The organism is Streptomyces sp. NPDC051677 (assembly GCF_044453465.1).
Taxonomy (GTDB): domain Bacteria; phylum Actinomycetota; class Actinomycetes; order Streptomycetales; family Streptomycetaceae; genus Streptomyces.
Genome location: NZ_JBITCT010000033.1, coordinates 112,668 through 133,541, shown reverse-complemented (window position 1 = coordinate 133,541; position 20,874 = coordinate 112,668). Strand labels below are relative to the sequence as shown.

The following is a 20,874-nucleotide window of genomic DNA, read 5'->3' as shown; positions in this document are numbered from 1 at the left end:
TCGACCGCCTTGCGCCCCTCCGCCGGGGACAGGTCGAACAGGTACGGCGGGTTCGCGGTCGCCTCGACGAAGGACTGGGCAGCGGGTTCGAGGACGGGACTGATGGGGGCGGTGTCGGTCATGGCGAGCTCCTCGGTTCGGTGCCGCGGACACGCTCTCGACGGTAGTCCTCGTCGGGAACGGCGGCACACCGAGAACGGTAGTCCACGATTAAGTCGTGTACAACTAATTGGCTCATGATTCCTTAGGGCTCTATTGATTGGTGCACGATAGAATCGAGAGGACTCGAACGATAGGGTGGTGGTCTCCCATGACCAGCGCAGGAACCAGGAGCCATGCCGTGGACCGAGCCGCCGGACCGACCGACGGGTCGCTGCTCCTGGACGACCAGCTCTGCTTCGCCCTGTACGCCGCCTCCCGCGCCGTGACCGCCCGCTACCGGCCCCTGCTGGACGAGCTGGGCCTGACCTACCCGCAGTACCTCGTCATGCTCGTGCTGTGGGACCAGGACTCGATCTCCGTACGCGAACTGGGCAGCGCGCTCCAGCTGGAGTCCAGCACTCTCTCCCCGCTGCTCAAGCGCCTGGAGGCGAACGGCCTGCTGCGCCGCGAACGCCGCCCGGACGACGAGCGCTCCGTGGCCCTGCGTCTCACCGACGCCAGCGCACAGCTCCGCGAGCGGGCCGGCACGGTCTCCCTCGCGATCGGCGACGCCATGGGCCTCACCCCCGAGCAGGACGCCCTGACCAAGCAGCTCCTCCGCCTGGTCACGGCGAACGTCACCGCCGCCTGAGGCCCAACCCCGCCGACCGGCCCGTCCAAAGCCCCCTGCCCAAGGCCCGTCCAGAGCCTGACAGCGGGCGGGGCCGCGATGCGTGCCGTCCGCCGTACGTCGACCGCGGTGAGCGCCAGTGCCAGCGGCCCCGGGGCCAGGAACGCGAGCGGCACCAGCATCCAGCCGCAGCGCCGCCGTCGCCACGGCGAGCAGCACCAGAGCACTGCCGCCCGGGTCCTTTACGGCGTCACGGGCGGCCTCGCGCAGGGCGGCCGGCCCGTCGGTGAGCGACTCGGGGCGGGCGCAGGCCCGCAGGGCCACCACGCCGGCCACCGCCCCGATCGCGGCGGCCGAGGCGGCGAAGAGCGGCGCGCCCGGCAGGCCCGCCCCGGCGAGTGCCAGGTCGGCGACGAACAACAGCGCGCCCGCGAGGGCGACCGCCCCCGCCGTCAGGTCCCCGACGCATATCCGCCGTCGCAGGGCGCCCCGCAGCACCGCGCACGCCGTCGACAGTGCGGCCGGTGCGGTCAGCAGCGGCAGACAGGCCACCGCGGTGCCGAGTCCGACGCTCAGCATGTCGGCGAACGGGGTCATCCGCGGGCCGAACACCTCGCCCGCCTCGCGCTACCGGGTCCCGGTCATCGCGCTCACTCCTTCAGAGGTAGATGAGCCGGGTCAGGACAACCCCTGTGCAGGGAGAACAGGGTGGGTCGGGTGCGAGGGGCGAGCGGGCCGGCTGGGCGTCAGGTCAGCTCGTCCGCCACCAGGGCGGCGGCCCTGGACACCAGCGGGTTGTCCGTGGGCCCTTCGGGAGCGTATTTGGTCGACAGGACGGCCAGCACCAGGGGCGGCCGTCCCGGCGGCCAGACGACGCCCACGTCGTTGGCGACCCCGTACGCCGAACCGCCCCCGGTCTTGTCGGCGAGTAGCCAGCCCTCGGGCAGTCCGGCGCGGAAGCGCTCGATGTTGGTGGTGTTGGCGATCAGCCAGCCGGTCAGCCGTTTGCGGTCTTGCGCCGGCAGAGCCCGGCCGAGCACGAGTCGCGCGTACGTGCGCCCGATCTCCCGGGGGCTGGTGATGTCGGTGGTCCGCCACGGTTCCGCCGTGTTCAGCTCGGGCTCCCACCGGTCGAGGCGGGTCGTGGCGTCCCCGACCGAGCGGGCGAACCGGGTGATCGCGGTGGGTCCGCCCAGCTCCCGCATCAGGAGGTTCGCCGCGCCGTTGTCGCTCTGGGAGACGGCTGCCGCGCACAGCTCCTCGACGGTCATGCCGGCCGCGACGTTCTCTTCCGTGCCCGTGACCGGCGCGTACCCCGAGGCCGTCACGTACTTCTCGGTGTAGTGGATGCGGCGGGCGAGATACTCACCGTCCCGGTCGAGGTCCCGTAAGACCGCCGAGACGGCGAGCGTCTTGAAGACCGAGCAGATGGGGAAGTGCTCGTCGGCGCGGTAGGCCACGGTCCGCCCTGTGCCGGTGTCGTGGGCGAGGATCCCCAGCCGTGCGGAGTACTCCTGCTCCAGGTCGCTCAACCGCCCCGAGATGCCTGCCTCGCCGCCGGTCGAGGCATGCGCGGCGCCCGGCAGCGCGGCCGCCAGCGCCGCTCCGGCGCCGATGCCCAGTACCGCGCGGCGGCCCGGGCGGGACCCCGTGCCTGCCCGGGCGGCGCTGTCCATCCGCCGCACCCGGTCCATCTGACCCATCCCGTCCATCCGGTTCGTGCGATCCGTCCGGTTCGTGCGATCCATTCGATCCGTCCCTTCGGTCCTGCGGTCGTGATCTTTGCTTCACCTACCCAGGACGCCACGCCAGGAGGACCGGTTTCACCCCGAGTTCACTCCGGCCACATCCGCATCAGGAGTTATCGGGCGATCGGCACGCGCAAGTCTCCTCACCATCCGGTGACTTGACGCGCCATCATATAGTTGCCGACGGCGCGCGGTGATCCCTTGTCCCCCGCCGCGCGGCCGGATCCCCCTCTGGAAAGGCACGACCCTGCGGAACGAACCGCACAGCCGCACCGACGACGTGTCCGCCGCCCTGTCCTCGCCCCGTCGGTCGGCGTTCTCCCCCGCGGCCGATGTCATCGGCTCGGAACTCGATCTGGGTATGACCGGCAGCCATGTCGTGCACGCGCTCACGCCCGGGTTCTGCGAAGCGGCCTCCGTGTACCTGCTGGAACGGTGGCGCGTCGAGGAGAACGCGCATGTCGGCGCGGACACGCCATGGATCGAGGCGCGCCGGACGGCGCTGCGCGTCGGGCCGGGCGCGCTCGAGGACTGGGAGGGCGTGCTGCCGGTCGGCGAGGTGATCGCCTTCCCCCGGGAGACGCCCCACGCCCGTGCGCTCGCAGCCGGGCGGGCGCAGGTCCTCGACGCGGTGGACCCGCACACCTCGGAGCGGCTCACCGCCTCCGGAGACGGCGACGCACGCCTGGACGACCTCCTGAGCGTGGCGTCCTTCCTCATCGTCCCGCTGCGGCTGCGGGACGTGGCGATCGGCTTCCTCACCTGCACGCGCAGGGCGGGCCGGGCGCCGTTCGCGCCGGCGGACGTGGCGGCCGTGGAAGCGCTGGGCGCGCGGGCCTCCGTGGCCCTGGACAACGCCCGTCGGTACGAGCGTGAGCGGCGCACCGCGCTGGCCATCCGCAACAGTCTGCCGCCCGGCACGGCCCAGGAGTTCGGGGGGTGCCGCACCGCGCACGGCTGGCTGCCCGCCGGGCAGGGCAACCTCGTCGGCGGCGACTGGTTCGACGTGCTGAAACGGCCGGGCGACCGGGTCAGCCTGATCGTCGGGGACGCGATGGGACACGGTCCGGAGTCCGCCGTGGCGATGATCCAACTGCGCACCGCGGTCCGTACCCTGGCCGGGCTCGACATCTCCGCGGCCGACCTCATAGGGCGGCTCGACACGCTCGCCGGGGACTCCCCCGGCGTCTCCTTCGCGACCTGCATCTACGCCGAGTGGGACGCCCGGCGGCGCACCTGCACCCTGGTGGGCGCGGGCCACCCGCCGCCGCTGCTGCGCGGCCCGGACGGCCGGACGGCCCCGGTCGCGCTGACCGGGGCGGGTCTGCCCCTCGGGCTGGGCACGGGCAGCTACCAGGAGACCGTGCTGTCCGTGCCGGATCCGGCGCTGCTCGTGCTCTACAGCGACGGTCTGGTGGAGTCCCGCGACGCCGACATCGACCAGGAGATCACCCGCCTCGCGCGCACCGTGGACGCGGCTGCCGCCGCCGAGCCCGTGCACGGCGACGCCGCCGACGCGCTGCCGGCCCTGTGTCGTCGGCTCCTGCACGCTCCTTCCGGCACGGCCGGCGCGGACGACCGCACCCTGCTGCTGGCCGAACTGACGCCTGCCGGCGCGTAGGGACTGTCCGGCGGATCACGTCGCAGAAAAGCAGCGGCGCCCGATCGGCGCAGGTGAGCGGGGAAAAGTGCGTCCACCTGCAAGGCGGAGGAGGGCGTGCCATTCCCCCGCGTCTGCGGCATGATCCGCCGGACAGGCCGTAGTTCGGCCGGCGAAGCGGTCCTGCACCGTCTCCGGGCGGCCCGCTCAGGCCGTCAGGGTCGCCCACACCGCGTTGCCGCCGGTGAGTCTGGACCGGTCGACTCCCCAGGCCTCGGCGAGCTGCTCCACGAGGAGCAGTCCGCGGCCGCCCTCGTCGTCCGGCCCGGGCTCGCAGCGGGGCAGGCCGCGCCCCGTACGGTCCTGATCATGCACCTCCAGGCGCAGGCACCCGTCCGTGACGAGCCCGACGCCGCACAGGAACCGGCTGCCGAGCGTGTGCCGTACGGCGTTGGTGGCCAGCTCGGACACGAGCAGGACGGCGTCCGCGCACAGCTCGCCCGGCAGCCGCCAGGCGGCCAGCCGTTCGTTCATGGAGCGGCGGGCCAGCGAGACGCTGGAGCGGTGGGCCGGGAGTTCGAGCCAGTGGGTCCGGTCGGGGCTCCAGGTGTCCAAGGGCTGGGGAGAGGAAGTCGTGTGGGGGGACACGGCGATCGCCTTCCGTGGGGGGCGGGAGCAGCCAGAGGCCGGGGAAGGTGAGTAAGGGGCCCACGAGGAGGGGGTGTTCCGCACGGGCCACACAGCGCCGTCAACGTCCGGCGGGTCCAACTCCGGCGAGGTTGCGGGAGCTTGACGGGGGAACGCTCGTGTTTCGGCGGCGCGGTTCACAGAAGTAACTATGCTCGCACCCAAGTTCAAGCTGCAACCAACTGCCTGATAATTTCAACAAGCCGATATCCGTCTGGCCGCGTCATCAAGCCGCTGTCAGACTCGTCGCGGTGACAGTCCTTCAGGAGGTAGGGCGTGAGCGAAGGCCGTTCGGGCACGGGCAGCACCAGCGCGCCCACCGTGCTGCGCATGATCCTCGGCCGGCGGCTGCAGGAGCGGCGGCAGAACGCGGGGGTGTCGCTGGAGGACTCGGCCAAGGCCCTGCGGGTGAAGCCCCTGACCATCCGCCGTCTGGAGAAGGCGGAGGTCGGCCTCAAGCCGCTTTACGTGGAGATCCTGCTGGCGCTCTACGGGGCCGGTCGGCAGGAGATCGAGGAGTTCGTCGCCCTCGCCGAGCGGGCCAACGAGCCCGGCTGGTGGCACTCGTACCGCGATGTGCTGCCGAACTGGTTCAGCGCCTACGTCAGCCTGGAGACCGCGGCCAGGACCCTGCGCACCTACGAACCCCACTACGTCACAGGGCTGCTGCAGACGCCCCGGTATGCGCGCGGAGTCCTCGGCGGGGGTTTCCCCAACGACCGCGACGAGGACCTGCGGCGGCGCGTGGACCTGCGGCTGCGCCGCCAGAGCCTGCTGGACAGAGCCGACGCCCCCACACTGTGGGTGGTGATGGAGGAGGCCGTGCTGCACCGGGTGGTGGGCGGTCCCGAGGTGATGCGGGAGCAGATCGACCGGCTGCTGGAGGTCTCGGAACTGCAGCACGTGAGCGTCGACGTCGTGCCGTTCACCGCCGGCGCCCACGTGGGCGCGTGCGCCCCGTTCACGTACTTCCGGTTCGAGGAACCGGAGCTGCCCGACATCGTCTACACCGAGATCCTCTCCGGGGCCGTGTACCTGGACCAGCGCTCCGACGTCGTGGCGCATCTGGAGGCCCACAACCGCATGTCCCTGCTGACCTCGAACACGGACAGCAGGTCACTCCTGAACCGGATGCGCAAGGAGTACTCATGACCGGCACCGACGGCATGGACGGCCGCGTCCACCGCGTTCCGCACGTTCACCACGGTCACCACGTCTACAACGGGATGCCCGCCGCCGACCTGGGCGAGCAGGGCTGGGAGTCCCCGTGGAGCGGCCCCAACGGCGGCCAGTGCGTGCAGACGAAGCAGCTCGCCGACGGCCGCGTGGCGATGCGGCAGTCGACCGACCCCGCCGGTCCGGCGCTGATCTACACCCCCGAGGAGATCGCCGCGTTCGTCGCGGGCGTCAAACGGGGCCTCGCCGACCACCTCGCCGCCGGCTGACACCGGGCGCGCCCAGCACGGACGGGCGGGAACCGGCCACCTCCGGCCCCGGCCTGCCCCACACCCCCCACATACCCACCGAAAGGCACAGGATGACCACCTCGAACGCCGCGCGGGACATCGACACCAGCAGGCCGCACTCCGCGCGGATGTACGACTACTACCTCGGCGGCAAGGACCACTTCGAGGTCGACACGCAGGCGGCCGAGACCGTCGCGGCGGCCTACCCGGGCATCTTCACGTGCGCCCGCGAGAACCGCGCCTTCATGCACCGGGCCACCCGGGTCCTCGCCCGGGAGCACGGCATACGCCAGTGGCTGGACATCGGCACCGGCATTCCCACCGAGCCGAACCTGCACCAGGTCGCCCAGTCCGTGGTCCCCGAGGCGCGCGTGGTCTACGCCGACAACGACCCGCTCGTCCTGAAGTACGCGGAACGCCTGATGCGCAGCACCCCCGAGGGCCGCACGACCTATCTGGAGGCGGACGTCAACGACCCGGACGCGCTGCTGAACGCGCCCGCGCTCGCCGAGGTGCTGGACCTGGAGCGACCGGTGGCCCTGTCGCTGAACGCCCTCATGCACTTCGTCACCGACGCCCAGGACCCGTACGGTCTCGTCGGCAGGCTGCTGGCCGCGCTCCCCTCGGGCAGCGCGCTGGCCCTGAGCCACTGCACGCCCGACTTCGACCCGGGCACCTGGCAGAAGGTCACGGACATCTACACGGGCGCGGGCACGCCGGTGCAGTTCCGCTCGCAGAACGACGTCGCCCGCTTCTTCGACGGCCTGGACCTCCTCGACCCCGGCGTCACAGTCGGCCACCGCTGGCGCCCGGACGGCCCCGTCGAGGCCACGGACGCCGAGGTCAGCCTCTGGACGGGGGTCGGCATCAAGCCTTGACTTGCTCCTCGGGCTGAAGCCCGAGGAGGCCTTCCCTGACGTGACCGGCAGCCGGAAAGGTACCTACATGCAGAACATGGCCGACGTCATCGCGGACACCTATGCGCTCGGCGGCGGGCCGTGGACCGTCGAACCGGTCACCCGTGGCGCACTGGGGCAGATCTGGAAACTGTCCGGGAACGGCTCGTCCTGGGCGGTGAAGGAGCTTCTCTTCGGCTGTGACGAAGGGCAGGTGCTCCGGGAGGCGGCGCTGCGCAACGCCTCGGAGCAGCGGGGAATCGCCTCGCCGCGGCTGCTGCCGAACCGCGACGGCGCCTACGTCTCACGGCTCGGCCCCTCACCCGAGGGGTCCGCCGTGAAGCTGTACGACTGGGTCGACGGGACGCGGGCGGACGCGTCCGATCCGGAGATCCTCGACTGGTGCGGCCGCACCCTGGCCCTGCTGCACACGGCCGGAGCGGACCCGGAGGACGCGCCCGATTCCTGGTACGAGCAGTGTCCCGGGGAGGCCGACTGGGCGAGACTCCACGAGGAGGTCCGGCGAGCCGGCATGCCGTGGGCGGACTCGCTGGGCCGGTTCATCGCCACGTCGGCCGTGGAACTCGCGCCCCATGTCACTCCGTCCGGCAGCGCCGACCTGGTGACGTCGCATCTCGATGTGCAGCCCCAGAACGTGCTGGTCGGCCGGTCCGGACCCGTTCTCCTCGACTGGGACAACGCCGGGGCGACCTCGGCGGGGCGAGAGCTCGCCCAGGCCGTGTACGTGTGGTCGGGCCAGAACCGGTTCGACGCCGATTGCGCCCGGCGGCTGATGCGGGCGTACCGGGATGCCGGAGGGGGACCGGTCGTCAAGGGGCTGGACTCGTTCTCGATGCTCTTCGCGACGGCCCTGAACTACGTCCGCGTCCAGGCCGAGCAGTCCGTCGATCCGGCCGTGACGGCGGCACAGCGCGCGTTCGCGGGCGACCAGGTCGTCGCTTCGCTCGACGCCCTGCCGGACCTGAGGGCCGTCTCGCGGTTGGCGGAGGTGCTCGAGGCCGAGGAGTGACGACGACCGCCGGCCGTCCTCCGGCGGCGGGCGTCAGTGCTCCCGGGCGGGAAGGCGGCCCAGGCCCGTGTCGCGCATGATGCGGTCGACGGTCTGCGTGAGGGTGCTGTCGGCGCCGATGACGGTCTCGACGGCGCCCGGCAGCAGGTCGAGGCCCCGGTACCAGGCGCGCAGGTCCGCCTCGCCGACCTCGTGGGCGATCGGCTTGCCGGCGTGACGCAGCAAGGTCTCGGCGAACGGCACGTCGAGGTAGTAGCCGTGGGTCGGGCCGCGGTGGTCCTCACGCAGCCGCGCGAGCATGTCGCCGTAACGGTCGGCGTACAGGAGGCCTTCGAGGACGACGTGGTACCCGGCGTCCAGCGCGTAGCGGGCGACGGCGTCGATCAGCCCGATGTTCGCCCCGCCGGGGCGGTCGCGCTCGCGCAGCACGACCCGGCGGAGGTTGTCCTGCTCGACCAGGGCCAGACCGCGACCGAATCTGTCGCGCAGACCGGCCGCCACCGACGACTTGCCCGAGGCGCTGTTGCCGCGCAGTATGACGAGCCGGGTTTCTTCGGCGCCCACCATCACGGCGGTCACACTACCGGCGCCGCCGACAGCATCGAGGGCGTCCGCCGCGGCCGGTCTCAGGCGTTGTGCGCGGTGCGCGGGGGCGTAGGGCGGAGCCGGTGCAGGCAGGCGCCGAGGACGGCCGCGTTGACGAAGGCGGACACCGCGATCCCGACGACGTAGAGGACCAGGAACGATCCGGCGCCGTCGAGGACGGCGTCGGGCAGGAGGGTGAGCAGCAGGCTCAGCGGGGCGGTCAGCAGCCAGGGGACCACGCCGGCCATGGAGGCGTCCGGGTGCGAGACGAACACGGTGTCGAACACCACGAACGCGACGGCCGCGCCGACGAGGGCCAGGTAGGCGCGGGAGAGCCAGTTGTCCGTCGCCGGGGCGTAGAGCGGGCGCAGGCGTCGAGCGAGGTTCACGGTGTCCTCCGTCGGTCGGGGCGGGTGGCGTCCCTCCCCCGTCGTCGAACGGCGTGGAGGCGACTGCTCCACGTTCTCCCGGGGTCCGGCGGCCGGGCATGAGTACCGCTACTCATCCGGGTCTGAGCCGCGCGCCGGGTGCACCTGGCCGTTCGTCCCCATGAGTAGGGATACTCATGCCCGGCCGCCGCGACGGGCGCGATGATCAGTGCATGACGAAGAGCAGACGGACCCAAGTCCGGCTCGGTATGCCGCTGTTGGCCGTACTGGCGCTGGTCGCCGCGGGGTGCGGAACCGATCGGGCCGGGGACGACGCCGGCGCCGACGCGTCCGCGCGGGCCACGGCCCGGACGCCGGGCGCGCCGGTGGACTTCCCGTGTCCCGGCGAGAGCCCCAGCCCGACGGCGTCGGCGGAGCCCTCCGCCCCGGCCGCGGAGCCCGGCGACCACTACGCCGAGAACCACGGCTTCATGGTCCCCATCCCCCTGCACGGTCAGCAGCGCTGCGACGGGCTCGCGGCGGCGCGGCGGATCGAGGCCGCCCTCGAACCGCTGCGGGAGCGCGGCGATTTCGCCCCGGACAGCACCCGCGGCGCACTGACCGGCCTCGGCTACGCCGCCGGGAGCGTGCAGGCGTACCAGAACGGCCCCACCGGGGTGAGCTTCCTCATCGACGGCCAGCCGATGTGTCTGGAAGGCGCCATGAACCGCGCGGCCACCGAGGCGGACGCCTTCGACGGCTACCCCGACCACACCGGCTGCGACCGCCCCTCGGGCGGTCACTGACCGGTCGGGCGATTGCTCCCATGGCCGATCAGCGGGAGGAACAACCGGTCCACGATCTCTTGCAGTTCGTCGTCCGCGGGCGTGCGGCGGGCCATGAAGAGATCGTGGACGACCAGCACCACCGGCAAGGTGACCAGCCGGTCGGGCAGGGACCCGACGGCGTCGATCTCGCCGCGCCGGGCCGCCCGTTCCAGCACCGTCCGCATCCAGTCGTGGCCCGGCCCCTGGTTGCGTGACGCCACATCGGAGACCTTCGACGTGATCGGATCGTCGCCCGCCTGTCGTTTCCCGGCGACGACGACGAGGTCAGTCCATCCGTCGCCGTCGAAGCCGCGACGGCGGCGCGCACGTACGCCTGGTGCTCGGCCGCCCGGTCGGCCGGCGCGCCCGTACGACGGTCGCTTCGTACGCGGAACCGGTGCCGTCGCGGGACGGGGCGGCGATGCGGTCGTGGCGGCCGTCGGCGTGAGACAGGCGGCCTTGGCGGACGGTCCGGTCGGAGGCAGGGGCGGCCTGTCGCGGGAGTCCTCGCATCCGGGGAAGAGCAGCAGCCCGGCAGCGACCCAGGCGCCCCGCCTCAGTGGCCTCTTGGCTGCCTCCACCACCGAGATCACGGGTCAGTTCAACTAGCGCACACCCGTGTGAGGTCGACGGGTTCTGCGGGGAGGCGGGCGCGCCGCCGCTCAGTCCTCCGTGTCCTTCGCGGGCCGCCCGGGCGGGGCGTCTCCCGCGGTGAGGTGTTCCAGGACCTCGACCAGTTCCTGGCAGGCGCGCTCCACGGAGCGCCTGGTGTTGCGCTGCTCGGCGATCACCGCGGAGAGCAGGAGGGCGGTGAGGGCCATCGTCCCGTTGAAGGCCTGGAGCTTGATCATCACTTCGACTCTCGACAGCCGTTCGAAGGGGCCGGCCTGGTCCGTCGCGGCGAACGTGGCCATGACCGACGTGAAGAGAGCGCACAGCATGCTGCCGGCGAGCTGGAAGCGCAGGGCCGCCCAGATCAGCAGCGGGTAGACGAGGAACAGCAGACTGACGGGGCTCTGCGTGGCCAGCGGGACGAGGACGCAGGCGATCAGCGCCAGACCCGAGGCTTCCTTCCAACGGGACAGGCGCAGGGGCCTGTGGACCATGTGCAGCACGAGCAGCACCGGGGTGACGATGAGCACGCCCATCGCGTCGCCGACCCACCAGGCCGACCAGACGGCCCAGAAACTGTGCGCGTCGAGCCGGTCGGTGAGGACCAGCAGACCGACGCCCACGGTCGAGCTGAGCAGCATGGCGGCGAGGGCACCCAGGAACACCAGTGCGAGGCCGTCGCGTAACCGGGCGAGGTCGTTGCGGAAGCCCACCTTGCGGAGCATGAGGTACGCGCAGACGGGGGCGGCGGTGTTGCCCACGAGGTTGCCGATCACCGCGGGGTGCAGCGAGGTCAGGGACACGATGACGAGCAGGGCGCCCAGGGCGATGCCCACCCAGGAGCGGAGCCCGAAGATCAGCAGACAGGCCACGGCGACGCCCGTGGGCGGCCAGATGGGGGTGAAGACGGCGCCCTCGACGACGAGCTCCCGCATGAGCCCCAGCCGCCCCGCCGCGTAGTAGCTGAGGGCGACAGCCAGCGTCTCGATGGCGAAGACAGCTGATCGGCGCAGATCCGGGGTACCCACCACAGCAGCCATCAGACACCGGTGCGGCGCGGTCGGCGAGGCGAGCGGTGCCGGGTCCGGCCCTATGGCTGAACCCGGGGGACCTGCGGACCCACCAGCCCGTCGTGTCCGACGACCAGCACGGCGGCGTCGTCCTCGTGCCCCACGCGGTCGGCGCCCTTGATCACCGCGGCCGCGAGGGAGCCCGCCGCCATGCCCGCGACGGCGGCGACGCCCGCGAGCCGTACGACCTGGTCGAGGCCCTCCTCGACGCTCAGCGTCGGCCCCTCCACCACACCGTCCGTGAGCAGGACGAACACTCCGCCCTTGGTGAGCCGGTACCGGGTGACGGGGTAGTCCATGCCCTCCTGGACGCCCAGGGGCGGCCCGCACTCGTCCTCGGCGACGCCCGACTTGCCGTCCGCCGTGGCCCACACGCACGGAATGTGCCCGGCCCGGGCGCTCTCCAGGACCCCGGTGGCGGGGTCGAGCCGCATGAAGGTGCAGGTGGCGAAGAGGTCGCCGCCCAGGGAGAGGAGCAGGTCGTTGGTCCGGGCGAGGAGTTCGCCGGGCTCGCTGGTGACGGAGGCGAGGGCACGCAGGCCGACCCGGACCTGGCCCATGAACGCGGTCGCCTCTATGTTGTGGCCCTGGACGTCGCCGATGGACAGGCCGATGCGTCCGTCCGGCATGGTGAAGGCGTCGTACCAGTCGCCGCCCACGTTGAGGCCGTAGCAGGCGGGCGAGTACTTCACTGCCAGGCGGTAGCCGGGGGCCACGGGCAGGTCCCTGGGCAGCATGCCGCGCTGGAGGGCGAGGGCCAGCTCGACGCGGGAGCGTTGCAGCTCCGCGCGCTCGCGCGCCTGGGCGGTCAGCGAACCGAGTCTGGCCAGCAGCTCGTCGCCGTCGTCCGTGGGGCGCTTGCGGGACATGGATCACTCCGGCGGGACGGCAGCTCGTCGGGAGGGCAGCCCAAACGGGCAAACCTCATATTTTACCTTTAGAGGATGATAGCGGCCCCGAGGCGCGAGGGCGGTCGACCGGTCCCGCCGCGCGCGGGCGACCGGCTCACGACCGGCGCGAGAGAACACGGTGAGGCGTCCGGTCACCGCCGAACCGGCGCCGACCATGCGATGACGACTGAGGCGGCCGAGCCGGCGCCGGCGGCCCCGGCGGAGGTCACCCTCAGCAGCCGGCCCGGCGAGCCCCCACTGTTGGTGACCCGGAAGAACGCGGCCGTCTCCGGGACCCGGCGGAGGGCAAGAACACCATGCCGTCGGTGACCTTGACACGAGCCGGGCTGCCGGCGTTGCCGTAGGCGGTCCAGGTGCTCAGCCCACCGAGGGCGAGGCCGCACATGGCGACGGGCGTGAGCGCGGCGAGCAGGGTGTCGGTGAGTCGGCGGCGGGAGATCCGGGGGCGACCGGGTTCGGTCATCGCGTCTGCCTCCGCCCGGGCGCGGGCGAGGCCGAGGGCTGCCAGGCGCGCAGCCGCAGGCTGTTGGCGACGACCAGCACCGAGCCGGCCGACATGGCAGCCGCGGCGAGCATCGGGTTGAGCAGACCGACCATGGCCAGCGGGACGGTGACGACGTTGCAGCCGAGGGCCCGCACCAGGTTGGCGCGGATCGTGCGAGTGCGTCACGATCTCCGCGGACACCTCCCGTGCCGGACGGCAGCGGTACTGCTCCCGGCGCTGCGCCGACCGCGACGCGGTACGCCGCCACCGGGCACGCACCGCGCCGCCCGCCGCCCGAGTCCCTGCGCTGCGGCTCGGCCGGCCTCGCCTCAGCCGCTCAGGGCCGCGTCGACCACGTCCTTGGCCTCCTCCTGGACCCGGCGGAGGTGGTCGGGGCCGAGGAAGGACTCGGCGTAGATCTTGTAGACGTCCTCGGTGCCCGACGGGCGGGCCGCGAACCAGGCGTTGGCGGTGGTCACCTTGATGCCGCCGACGGCCGCGCCATTGCCCGGGGCCTCGGTGAGCACCCCCGTGACCGCCTCCCCCGCCAGGGTGTCGGCGGTGACCTGCGCGGGCGAGAGCTTGCCGAGCAGCGCCTTCTCCTCGCGCGTGGCCGGCGCGTCGATGCGGGCGTAGGCGGGCGCACCGAAACGGTCCGTCAGGCCCGCGTAGTGCTCGGACGGCGTCTTCCCGGTGACCGCCGTGATCTCGGAGGCGAGCAGCGCCAGGATGATGCCGTCCTTGTCGGTGGTCCAGACGGAGCCGTCGCGGCGCAGGAAGGACGCGCCGGCCGACTCCTCGCCGCCGAAGCCGAGCGATCCGTCGACCAGACCGTCCACGAACCACTTGAATCCGACGGGCACCTCGACCAGCCGGCGCCCGAGGTCGGCGGCGACCCGGTCGATCATCGACGACGACACCAGCGTCTTGCCGATGCCCGCGTCGGCCGGCCACTGCTCGCGGTGCGCGTAGAGGTAGGCGATGGCGGCGGCGAGGTAGTGGTTGGGGTTCATCAGGCCCGCGTCCGGGGTGACGATGCCGTGCCGGTCGGCGTCTGCGTCGTTGCCCGTGGTGATGTCGAACCGGTCGCGCCGCTCGATGAGCGAGGCCATCGCGTACGGCGACGAGCAGTCCATGCGGATCTTGCCGTCCCAGTCGAGCGTCATGAAACGCCAGGTGGGGTCGGTGAGCGGGTTGACCACCGTGAGGTCGAGACGGTGCTCTTCGGCGATCCGGCCCCAGTAGGCGACCGACGCCCCGCCCAGCGGGTCGGCGCCGATCCGGACGCCGGCGGCACGGATCGCGTCCAGGTCGAGGACGTTCGGCAGGTCCGCGACATACGTGCCGAGGAAGTCGTAGCGGTGGGTCGTGGGGGCGGCCAGGGCCTGGGTGTAGGGGACACGCCGGACGTCCTTCAGGCCGGCCGCGATGATCTCGTTGGCCCGGTCCTGGATCCAGGACGTGGCGTCCGACCCCGCCGGTCCCCCGCTCGGCGGGTTGTACTTGAAGCCGCCGTCGGCGGGCGGGTTGTGCGACGGGGTGACGACCACGCCGTCGGCGAGGGCGGCGGTGCGGCCCCGGTTGTGGGTGAGGATCGCGTGGGAGACGGCGGGCGTGGGCGTGTAGCCGTCGGCGCTGTCGACGAGCACCGTCACGCCGTTGGCGGCGAACACCTCCAGGGCGGTGACCCGGGCGGGCTCGGACAGGGCGTGGCTGTCGGCGCCGAGGAAGAGGGGGCCGTCGGTGCCCTGGGCGGCGCGGTACTCGCAGATGGCCTGGCTGGTCGCGGCGATGTGGTCCTCGTTGAAGGCGGTGTTCAGCGACGATCCCCGGTGTCCCGAGGTGCCGAACGCCACGCGCTGTCCCGGGTCGGCCGGGTCGGGGTGCAGCGCGTAGTACGCGGTGACCAGCCGGGCGACGTCGACGAGATCCTCGGGGCCGGCCGTTCGGCCCGCTCGCTCGTGCTGCATGTGCCCGCTCCTCCACATCGGTTGACCATTGCCTTGCGGTTCCATCTTCCCTTGTGGGAGCGGCTGTCCGCGAGTACGGGACGAGAGTACGGGGCGGTTGTCGCAGGTGCGCTCAGCGTCGGCGACCGCGCACCGACCAGCCGCTGCCGATTCCCGCGAGGTGGAGGGCGAGCGCCGTCAGACCGAGGAGCATGAGGTTGGTGGAGGTGAAGGTGTCGTTGGTCGAGATCTCCGCCGCGTTGATCAGGAAGGCGATGAAGAACAGCACCGCCGAGATGATGGCGAGCATGGGTCCGTCCCTTCGGGGTGTGGGTCCGTTCGGTGTAAGTCCGTTCGGTGTAAGTCCGTTCGGTGTAAGTCCGTTGGGTGTCGCTTGTTCTGCGGATGCCCCCGACCAGGCGTCAAACACCGCGGGTCCGGCCCGGCGCCGGCCGGGATCTGAGTAGCCGTACTCAGGCGCGGGTCGGCTCCGCCGCACGACACTGGGGCCCCGACCGCCCATCCCGGAGGCTCCTTCGTGTTCAGCCGTGCCGTCATCGCCCTGACGCCGTTCTTCGGGCGGCTCACCGTCACCAGCGAGATCAAGCTGCGTCTGCCCGCGGGGACCATCTTCGTGGCCAACCACGACTCCATGGCCGACCCGGCCGTCGTCATGACCGCACTGCGGCGCTACGAGCTGGAGCCGGTGGTCATGGCGACGGCGGGCCTGTGGCGCATCCCGCTGCTCGGCAGGGCGCTGACCCGCGAAGGGCACATACCGGTCCACCGCCGGACGGCGCACGCGGCGCTGGCCCTCGACGCCGCCGCCGAGGCCCTGGCCGGCGGCCGGCACGTGCTCCTCTACGGCGAGGGCGGGCTGCCGCGCCGCAGGGACGCGGCCGCCACCGCGCCGGAGCCGTTCCGCACCGGCCTCGCCCGCCTGGCACAGGCGACCGGCGCGCTGGTCGTGCCGGTGGGCCACGCGGGCGCCCGGCGGATCGCGTCGGGCTCGGCCGCGAAACAACTGGCGGGCACGCTGACGGCCCCGGTCCGACGCCCGCACTGCCACGTCCACCTCGGGGCCCCGATGCGCCTGCCCGCGGAGACGGAGAGCGGGACGACGGCCGCCCGGCTGGCGGTCACCACGGCCTGGCGAACGGCGGCCCGCGCCGTGGGCGAACATCCGAAGTAGCCGCAGTCGGCTTTCGCATGCCGGTGGCACCCGCCTGCCGGACGACCACTGAACTACACGTCGACGCCCTTGCCAGCGGCGTCGCGGTCGGTGAGGAGATCCTGCCAGCGTTGCTTGAGCGTGGTGCGTAGGAGGTCGTGGAAGAGCCGGTAGACGGTCGTGCCGTCACTGCGGTCGGTGACCAGGTAGGCGCTCAGGCGCGTGCCCAACAGCCAGGCGATGTCGCTGTCACCGTAGTGGTCTCCGTCGTCGTCCACCGCGTGCGCCATCAAGGGCCAGATCCCCCGCCACGGAATGCCTGATCCCAAGGCGAAGGCGACCGCGCGCATCAGGACCAGGGCGCGGCGGCGCTCGGCCGGATTTCCCAGACTGTCGCGCAGGTCGTTCCGGAAGACTCCGACCAGCCCGTCGTTGAGTGCCCTGAGCCAGGTCTCGTCGTCGGCGAGAACGACTTTGCCGCGATCGGCCAATGACTTGGCGGTGATCCGCGCCACGAGAAACGACCGTCCGGCCCGTTCGCCCACCGCATGGGCGACCGAGGACGCGATCTCCGCCTCGGCCTCGGGATAGGGGGAACCGGGGGTTCGCAAAAGAATCCCGTGTACGTAGGAGACCACGTCACGCTGATCCCACCAGGGCTCTTCGTCCACGGACACGCGCTTCGCGGCCAGCAGCTTCTCCGTGAGATCTGCCAGCACTTGCGCCTCGGGCTGCACCGTGCCGGCAGTCCGCGTGCCGTCCGTGGCGGCCAACGAGCGAACGCCCACCAACAGCCGCAGCTGCGGCGCGGCCGGATCGGGCTCAAGGGAGGCCAGGACCTCCCGGACCAGGGTTTCCGGATCCGCTGCCTCATCGAGCGCGTCGATGACGATGGTCACGGGCCTGCCGTGGGTCTTGAGCCAACCGTGCCAGGCGGTGAGCAGCTCGTCGACAGTGGGCTCGGTCGCGCTGTCGACGGGCACTTGGAGCGCCTTGCAGATCTGTGCGAGAACTCGACTGTGCAGTTTTCCGGTGGCCAGGACGGCAACGTCCACGGCATCCACCTGCGGCCGCAGAGTGGCCGGGATCTGCTCGACCTCATGGGCGTAGCGCTCCAGGAAGTGCTTGTCGCTCAAGGTGACAAGCCGTGACAGTGCGGCGGACTTGCCGCTGCCCGCGCCGCCGGTCACGATCATCGCGCCGGGCTCGCCGGAGGCCGCCGCTATGAGCTTGCGCATCAGCGCACGGCGCCCGGTGAACAGCCATCCCGGCTCCTCCTCGGTGGTCACTCCCCGTGAGCGGGGCGACCAGTGAGCTTCCAAATCCTCCCGCGGCAGGGCCAGTTCCTGGTGGTGGGCGTCCAGTTCGAGAACGGATTCACGTTTGTGGTGCGGGTTGGGCAGACACACGTGCGGTCCGGAGAGGCGGCTGCCGTACAAGGGATGGAGTGACTGCTCGTCACCCAGCAACTTCTGCACGTCCTGGAGGAAGTCGGCCACATCGATGTAAGGGCCCTCGCCGTAGCGTCGGCCTTCCGGTTCGCGCAGCTCTTTCAGGAACTGTGCGATGGCGGTGGTCAAGGCGCCTTCCACGGCCCGCTGGTCGCGTGTGGCACTGGGAAGTACCAGCCACTGCCGGCCCAGCCCGTTGCTCAGTCTGAGTGCGTCGCCCGCGACCTCGCCCGCGAAGCACGCGTCGAGTATGAGGAGAAGGTGCTGGACGGGAGTGTCAGCGAGCCATGCGATGAGATCGGAGGTACGCAGCGCCGTCGACGACACCATGTCGCTGTCACTGTCGCTGAAGACCAGGTAGTGCGTGCCGTTGGCCTGGACGCCGTGGCCGGAGACGAAGACGACGGCGGCATCGGCGTCGGTCCACGCGCGTTCGCGGACAAGCGACGTCAACCGGCTCCGCACCTCAGCCTCGGGCGGGTCCCCTGCCAGCTCGGGCCAGCGCTCTTCGAATCGACGTTCAGCCAGGGCGCCCGAACACAGCCATTTCTTCAGGGTGGCGACTTCGTCCCGCACACCGGGCAGTGCGGGCCACACCGGATCCCCGTAGGCAGCGGTGGTGATCGCGATAAAGTGCCGCCGCAGGACTTCTTGATCAATATCCGTCATGAGTCGGCGCCATACCTCCAGTCAACGAGACGGGTCCATAGGACGTCCTCCCGATATTCGATCAACCGTGCCTCGAACATCCGGCATCAGCCACTCGGAAGCCTGGGTGGCGCCATGTCTTGATGGGCAACGCCGAGGAATCGTACGATGCTCACTCGGGCGGAGCAACAGTCGCTGCTGCGTGGCTGCCGATTCATTCGTCGGCCGCGCCTACGGTGGAGAGGCGGCGGATGGTGGACTCCGAGCGCGATGTTCAGCGCCGCATCACGGAGTTACTCGCCGTCTATGTAAGACAGGGAAGTCTCGGCTGGCTCACGGTCAACAGCTACATCCGTCAGCACCTGCCGACGCACGCATCGTTCGGTGAGCTTCTCGGTGATTTGATGCGGGACATAGGTTTCCTCGGAGCCGCTGAGCCGGAACGCCTTATTCCGCAGTTGTTTCCCATTGCCGCCCACGGTGACCCCATCAGCGCCGGGATCGCCAGATCGTACATGCGACTCGGCGTGTCCCGCGTCGGCGGCACATTCGCCCAGCGGATCGCGAACCTGGCCCTTGAGTGCGCCTGTGAAGAGCCCACGGTGGAGTGGCACGCCGACGTCCTGAGCCAGACACTGCAGCCATGGCGACTGCAGTTCGCCCAGGGCCGTCCAGCCGCGCATCCCGCCCGGCCGCGCATCGGCGCACAGGACCTGTCCGCGCTGGCCGTCGCACCCGTCGAGGGCCGCCCGCTGATCGCGACTGCCACGCTCGACCATCACATTCAGGTCTGGGACGGCACGACCGGTGGGGTCTCCCTCGCGTTCAAGGCCCACCACGGTGCGATCCGAGGTCTTCGGATCGGCCGGTTCGCCGGGATCCACCACATCGTGTCCTGTGGCGCAGACGCCACGATCCGCCTCTGGGACATGACGTCGGGCAACCTGGTCCGGCGCATCGCCGCGCCTTCCGCACCGACCTGTCTGACGTTCGACACGGACGGGGACAGTCCCCTTGTCACCTGCGGCAGCGAGGACGGATTCCTGCGGACGTGGGACGTCATGACGGGCTCCCTGATCAGGGAGTTGCGGGCCCATCGTGACGCGGTCGCGAGTATCGCCTCGGCCGACATCGGCGATGTCCCGACGCTGGTCTCCGGTGGCATGGACCGCACGGTGTGCGTGTGGCATCGCGTCAGCCAGGAGAACCTGCTGAGCCTCACCGGCCCGACGGGCAGCATCCTGGGTGTGGCCGTCGGCAGCGTCGACGACAGATCGGTCCTCGCCACCGCGAACTCCGACGAGTCCGTCTGGCTGTGGGACGCGGTGACCGGGGCGAAGCTCCACCGCTTCACCGAACACCAGGCCGTCGCCACGTGCGTGGCGTTCGGCACGGTCGACGGGGAACCCGTCTTCGCGTCGGGCAGTGCTGACATGACGATTCGACTGTGGAGCTGCCGCACGGGCGAGCGGCTGGCCGTCCTCGCCGGACACCTCGGCGGAATCCGCGCCCTCACCTTCGCCGATCTCAACGACCGCAGCGTCCTGGTGTCCGCGAGCGCTGATCGCTCCATCCGCGTCTGGGACCCGGCGACCCGGGAGAGCCTCGCGCCCGAATCCCCCACGGACGACGCGGTCAGCAGCGTCTGGTTGTGGGGCAACAGCGAGTCGACGGTCCTGGCGAAGGACACCCACGCCGGCCCGGTACGCGGTGTCGCCTTCGCGGACGTGGACGGACGCCGCACGCTGATCTCCGGGTCGCTCGACGGTTCCATCCACGTGCGGGACGCCGGCACGGGAGAGCTGCTCATGCGATGGCCCGGGCACGAAGGGGGCGTACTGTCCCTGGCCGCCCTCTCGTTCGGCGACCGTCCGCTCGTGGCCTCCGGAGGCCACGACGGCCTGGTCCGGCTGTGGGACGCGCGCGACGGAGCGCCTTTCCGGTCCCTGCACGGGCATACGCGAAGCGTCTGGGGCGTGGCCGCAGGAGTCGTCGACGGCCGGCTCATCGCGTTCTCCGGCAGCCGTGATCGAACCGTCCGGGTGTACGACGTGGCGACCGGCGAGACGCTGCTGGTGCTGGAGGGGTCCAAAGAGCGGATCTGGGGGGTCGCCTGCGACACCCGCGCAGACCGGACCGTCATCGCCGCCGCAAGCACCGACCGAAGCGTCTGGATCTGGGACGCGCGCACCGGCCAGCATCTGCGGCGCCTCTACGGCCACGCGCGCGGCGTGCGGTACGTGGCGTTCGGCGAACTGCGCGGACAGCCTGTCCTGGCTGCCTCGAGCGCCAGCGGCGAGGTCCGGGTGTGGAACTACACCACCGGCAGCCAGTTGGCGACGCTGAGTCGACACAGCGACGGCGTCTGGGGCATTACGGCGGACACCTTCCAGGACCGTCTGATCATCGCGTCGGCAAGTGACGATCTCTCCGTGCGGCTGTGGGATGTCGCCACCCAGCGGTCGCTTGCGATTCCCCAAACCTCTCCGGGCTATTCAGTGGACTTGAAGGAGGGACAGATGGCCATCGGTACCGGTCGCCATGTGCTGGCCGTGAGCCTGCAGGACCAATTGTTCGACGAGATGACCAATTGAGCCGC

At 71.4% G+C, this 20,874-nt stretch carries 21 protein-coding genes and 3 pseudogenes; 11 read left to right on the top strand and 13 right to left on the bottom strand.

The genetic code is table 11. The annotated features are described in order from the left end of the window. Positions 1-122 (bottom strand): annotated as a pseudogene (locus ACIBAF_RS32465) (esterase); the annotation flags it as partial. Between the two features lie 188 nt (positions 123-310). Here ACIBAF_RS32465 and ACIBAF_RS32460 point away from each other — a divergent pair. Beyond that, a complete protein-coding gene (locus ACIBAF_RS32460) occupies positions 311-793 on the top strand; it encodes a MarR family winged helix-turn-helix transcriptional regulator (RefSeq protein WP_399467746.1) in 483 nt (160 codons plus the stop codon). 108 nt (positions 794-901) lie between these two features. Continuing rightward, complete coding sequence (locus ACIBAF_RS32455) at positions 902-1,444, top strand: hypothetical protein (RefSeq protein ID WP_399467745.1); 543 nt, start codon at positions 902-904, stop codon at positions 1,442-1,444. Between the two features lie 74 nt (positions 1,445-1,518). On the opposite strand, the gene bla is transcribed toward ACIBAF_RS32455, so the two are convergent. Next, positions 1,519-2,448, bottom strand: a complete 930-nt coding sequence (gene bla, locus ACIBAF_RS32450; protein ID WP_399467760.1) for a class A beta-lactamase — start codon at positions 2,446-2,448, stop codon at positions 1,519-1,521. A 433-nt stretch (positions 2,449-2,881) separates the two neighbouring features. On the opposite strand from bla, the gene ACIBAF_RS32445 reads away from it, so the two are divergent. Beyond that, positions 2,882-4,141 carry a PP2C family protein-serine/threonine phosphatase gene (locus tag ACIBAF_RS32445; protein ID WP_399467759.1) on the top strand — a complete coding sequence of 420 codons (1,260 nt, stop codon included), beginning with the start codon at positions 2,882-2,884 and terminating at the stop codon, positions 4,139-4,141. A 186-nt stretch (positions 4,142-4,327) separates the two neighbouring features. Here the strand turns inward: ACIBAF_RS32445 and ACIBAF_RS32440 are convergent, their stop codons facing one another. After that, the gene (locus ACIBAF_RS32440; protein WP_399467744.1) at positions 4,328-4,768 is read right to left on the bottom strand and encodes an ATP-binding protein; all 441 of its coding nucleotides are present in this window, start codon (positions 4,766-4,768) and stop codon (positions 4,328-4,330) included. 315 nt (positions 4,769-5,083) lie between these two features. Between ACIBAF_RS32440 and ACIBAF_RS32435 the strand changes: the two genes are divergently transcribed. From ACIBAF_RS32435 to ACIBAF_RS32420, 4 genes are all read left to right on the top strand, one after another. Beyond that, complete coding sequence (locus ACIBAF_RS32435) at positions 5,084-5,959, top strand: helix-turn-helix domain-containing protein (protein ID WP_399467743.1); 876 nt, start codon at positions 5,084-5,086, stop codon at positions 5,957-5,959. 14 nt (positions 5,960-5,973) lie between these two features. Then, a complete protein-coding gene (locus ACIBAF_RS32430; RefSeq protein WP_399467758.1) occupies positions 5,974-6,252 on the top strand; it encodes a DUF397 domain-containing protein in 279 nt (92 codons plus the stop codon). Between the two features lie 92 nt (positions 6,253-6,344). Beyond that, the gene (locus ACIBAF_RS32425; protein WP_399467742.1) at positions 6,345-7,151 is read left to right on the top strand and encodes an SAM-dependent methyltransferase; all 807 of its coding nucleotides are present in this window, start codon (positions 6,345-6,347) and stop codon (positions 7,149-7,151) included. Between the two features lie 67 nt (positions 7,152-7,218). After that, complete coding sequence (locus ACIBAF_RS32420; RefSeq protein ID WP_399467741.1) at positions 7,219-8,199, top strand: phosphotransferase enzyme family protein; 981 nt, start codon at positions 7,219-7,221, stop codon at positions 8,197-8,199. 33 nt (positions 8,200-8,232) lie between these two features. Here the strand turns inward: ACIBAF_RS32420 and ACIBAF_RS32415 are convergent, their stop codons facing one another. Together ACIBAF_RS32415 and ACIBAF_RS32410 are read right to left on the bottom strand one after the other, a co-directional pair. Further along, positions 8,233-8,766 carry a kinase gene (locus ACIBAF_RS32415; RefSeq protein WP_399467757.1) on the bottom strand — a complete coding sequence of 178 codons (534 nt, stop codon included), beginning with the start codon at positions 8,764-8,766 and terminating at the stop codon, positions 8,233-8,235. Positions 8,767-8,825: 59 nt separating this feature from the next. Next, a complete protein-coding gene (locus ACIBAF_RS32410; protein ID WP_399467740.1) occupies positions 8,826-9,173 on the bottom strand; it encodes an SCO4225 family membrane protein in 348 nt (115 codons plus the stop codon). A 212-nt stretch (positions 9,174-9,385) separates the two neighbouring features. Between ACIBAF_RS32410 and ACIBAF_RS32405 the strand changes: the two genes are divergently transcribed. Further along, positions 9,386-9,958 carry a hypothetical protein gene (locus ACIBAF_RS32405; protein WP_399467739.1) on the top strand — a complete coding sequence of 191 codons (573 nt, stop codon included), beginning with the start codon at positions 9,386-9,388 and terminating at the stop codon, positions 9,956-9,958. Here ACIBAF_RS32405 and ACIBAF_RS32400 read toward each other — a convergent pair. The 5 genes and pseudogenes from ACIBAF_RS32400 to ACIBAF_RS32380 form a co-directional block, all read right to left on the bottom strand. Then, positions 9,952-10,200, bottom strand: a complete 249-nt coding sequence (locus ACIBAF_RS32400; RefSeq protein WP_399467738.1) for a TetR/AcrR family transcriptional regulator C-terminal ligand-binding domain-containing protein — start codon at positions 10,198-10,200, stop codon at positions 9,952-9,954. The genes ACIBAF_RS32405 and ACIBAF_RS32400 overlap by 7 nt on opposite strands. A gap of 441 nt (positions 10,201-10,641) precedes the next feature. After that, the gene (locus ACIBAF_RS32395; protein ID WP_399467737.1) at positions 10,642-11,631 is read right to left on the bottom strand and encodes an MASE1 domain-containing protein; all 990 of its coding nucleotides are present in this window, start codon (positions 11,629-11,631) and stop codon (positions 10,642-10,644) included. 50 nt (positions 11,632-11,681) lie between these two features. Continuing rightward, the gene (locus tag ACIBAF_RS32390; protein WP_399467736.1) at positions 11,682-12,530 is read right to left on the bottom strand and encodes a PP2C family protein-serine/threonine phosphatase; all 849 of its coding nucleotides are present in this window, start codon (positions 12,528-12,530) and stop codon (positions 11,682-11,684) included. A 253-nt stretch (positions 12,531-12,783) separates the two neighbouring features. Then, entirely contained in the window at positions 12,784-13,035 is a 252-nt protein-coding gene (locus ACIBAF_RS32385; RefSeq protein WP_399467735.1) for a hypothetical protein, read from the bottom strand. After that, a pseudogene (locus ACIBAF_RS32380) lies at positions 13,032-13,229 on the bottom strand (hypothetical protein); the annotation flags it as partial. The pseudogene ACIBAF_RS32380 and the gene ACIBAF_RS32385, both read right to left, overlap by 4 nt. Before the next feature lie 2 nt (positions 13,230-13,231). Here ACIBAF_RS32380 and ACIBAF_RS32375 point away from each other — a divergent pair. Continuing rightward, positions 13,232-13,339, top strand: a pseudogene (locus ACIBAF_RS32375) (CGNR zinc finger domain-containing protein); the annotation flags it as partial. Between the two features lie 46 nt (positions 13,340-13,385). Here the strand turns inward: ACIBAF_RS32375 and pgm are convergent. After that, the gene (gene pgm / locus ACIBAF_RS32370) at positions 13,386-15,026 is read right to left on the bottom strand and encodes a phosphoglucomutase (alpha-D-glucose-1,6-bisphosphate-dependent) (RefSeq protein WP_399467734.1); all 1,641 of its coding nucleotides are present in this window, start codon (positions 15,024-15,026) and stop codon (positions 13,386-13,388) included. A 112-nt stretch (positions 15,027-15,138) separates the two neighbouring features. Beyond that, positions 15,139-15,315, bottom strand: coding sequence for a hypothetical protein (locus ACIBAF_RS32365; RefSeq protein ID WP_399467733.1), 177 nt, complete (start codon positions 15,313-15,315; stop codon positions 15,139-15,141). A gap of 228 nt (positions 15,316-15,543) precedes the next feature. Here ACIBAF_RS32365 and ACIBAF_RS32360 point away from each other — a divergent pair, with 228 nt between their 5' ends. Then, entirely contained in the window at positions 15,544-16,197 is a 654-nt protein-coding gene (locus tag ACIBAF_RS32360) for a lysophospholipid acyltransferase family protein (RefSeq protein WP_399467732.1), read from the top strand. 53 nt (positions 16,198-16,250) lie between these two features. Here ACIBAF_RS32360 and ACIBAF_RS32355 read toward each other — a convergent pair whose 3' ends face one another. Further along, positions 16,251-18,296, bottom strand: a complete 2,046-nt coding sequence (locus tag ACIBAF_RS32355) for an AAA family ATPase (protein ID WP_399467731.1) — start codon at positions 18,294-18,296, stop codon at positions 16,251-16,253. A 230-nt stretch (positions 18,297-18,526) separates the two neighbouring features. Here ACIBAF_RS32355 and ACIBAF_RS32350 point away from each other — a divergent pair, with 230 nt between their 5' ends. Next, a complete protein-coding gene (locus ACIBAF_RS32350) occupies positions 18,527-20,869 on the top strand; it encodes a WD40 repeat domain-containing protein (protein WP_399467730.1) in 2,343 nt (780 codons plus the stop codon). The last annotated feature ends 5 nt before the right edge of the window (positions 20,870-20,874 follow it).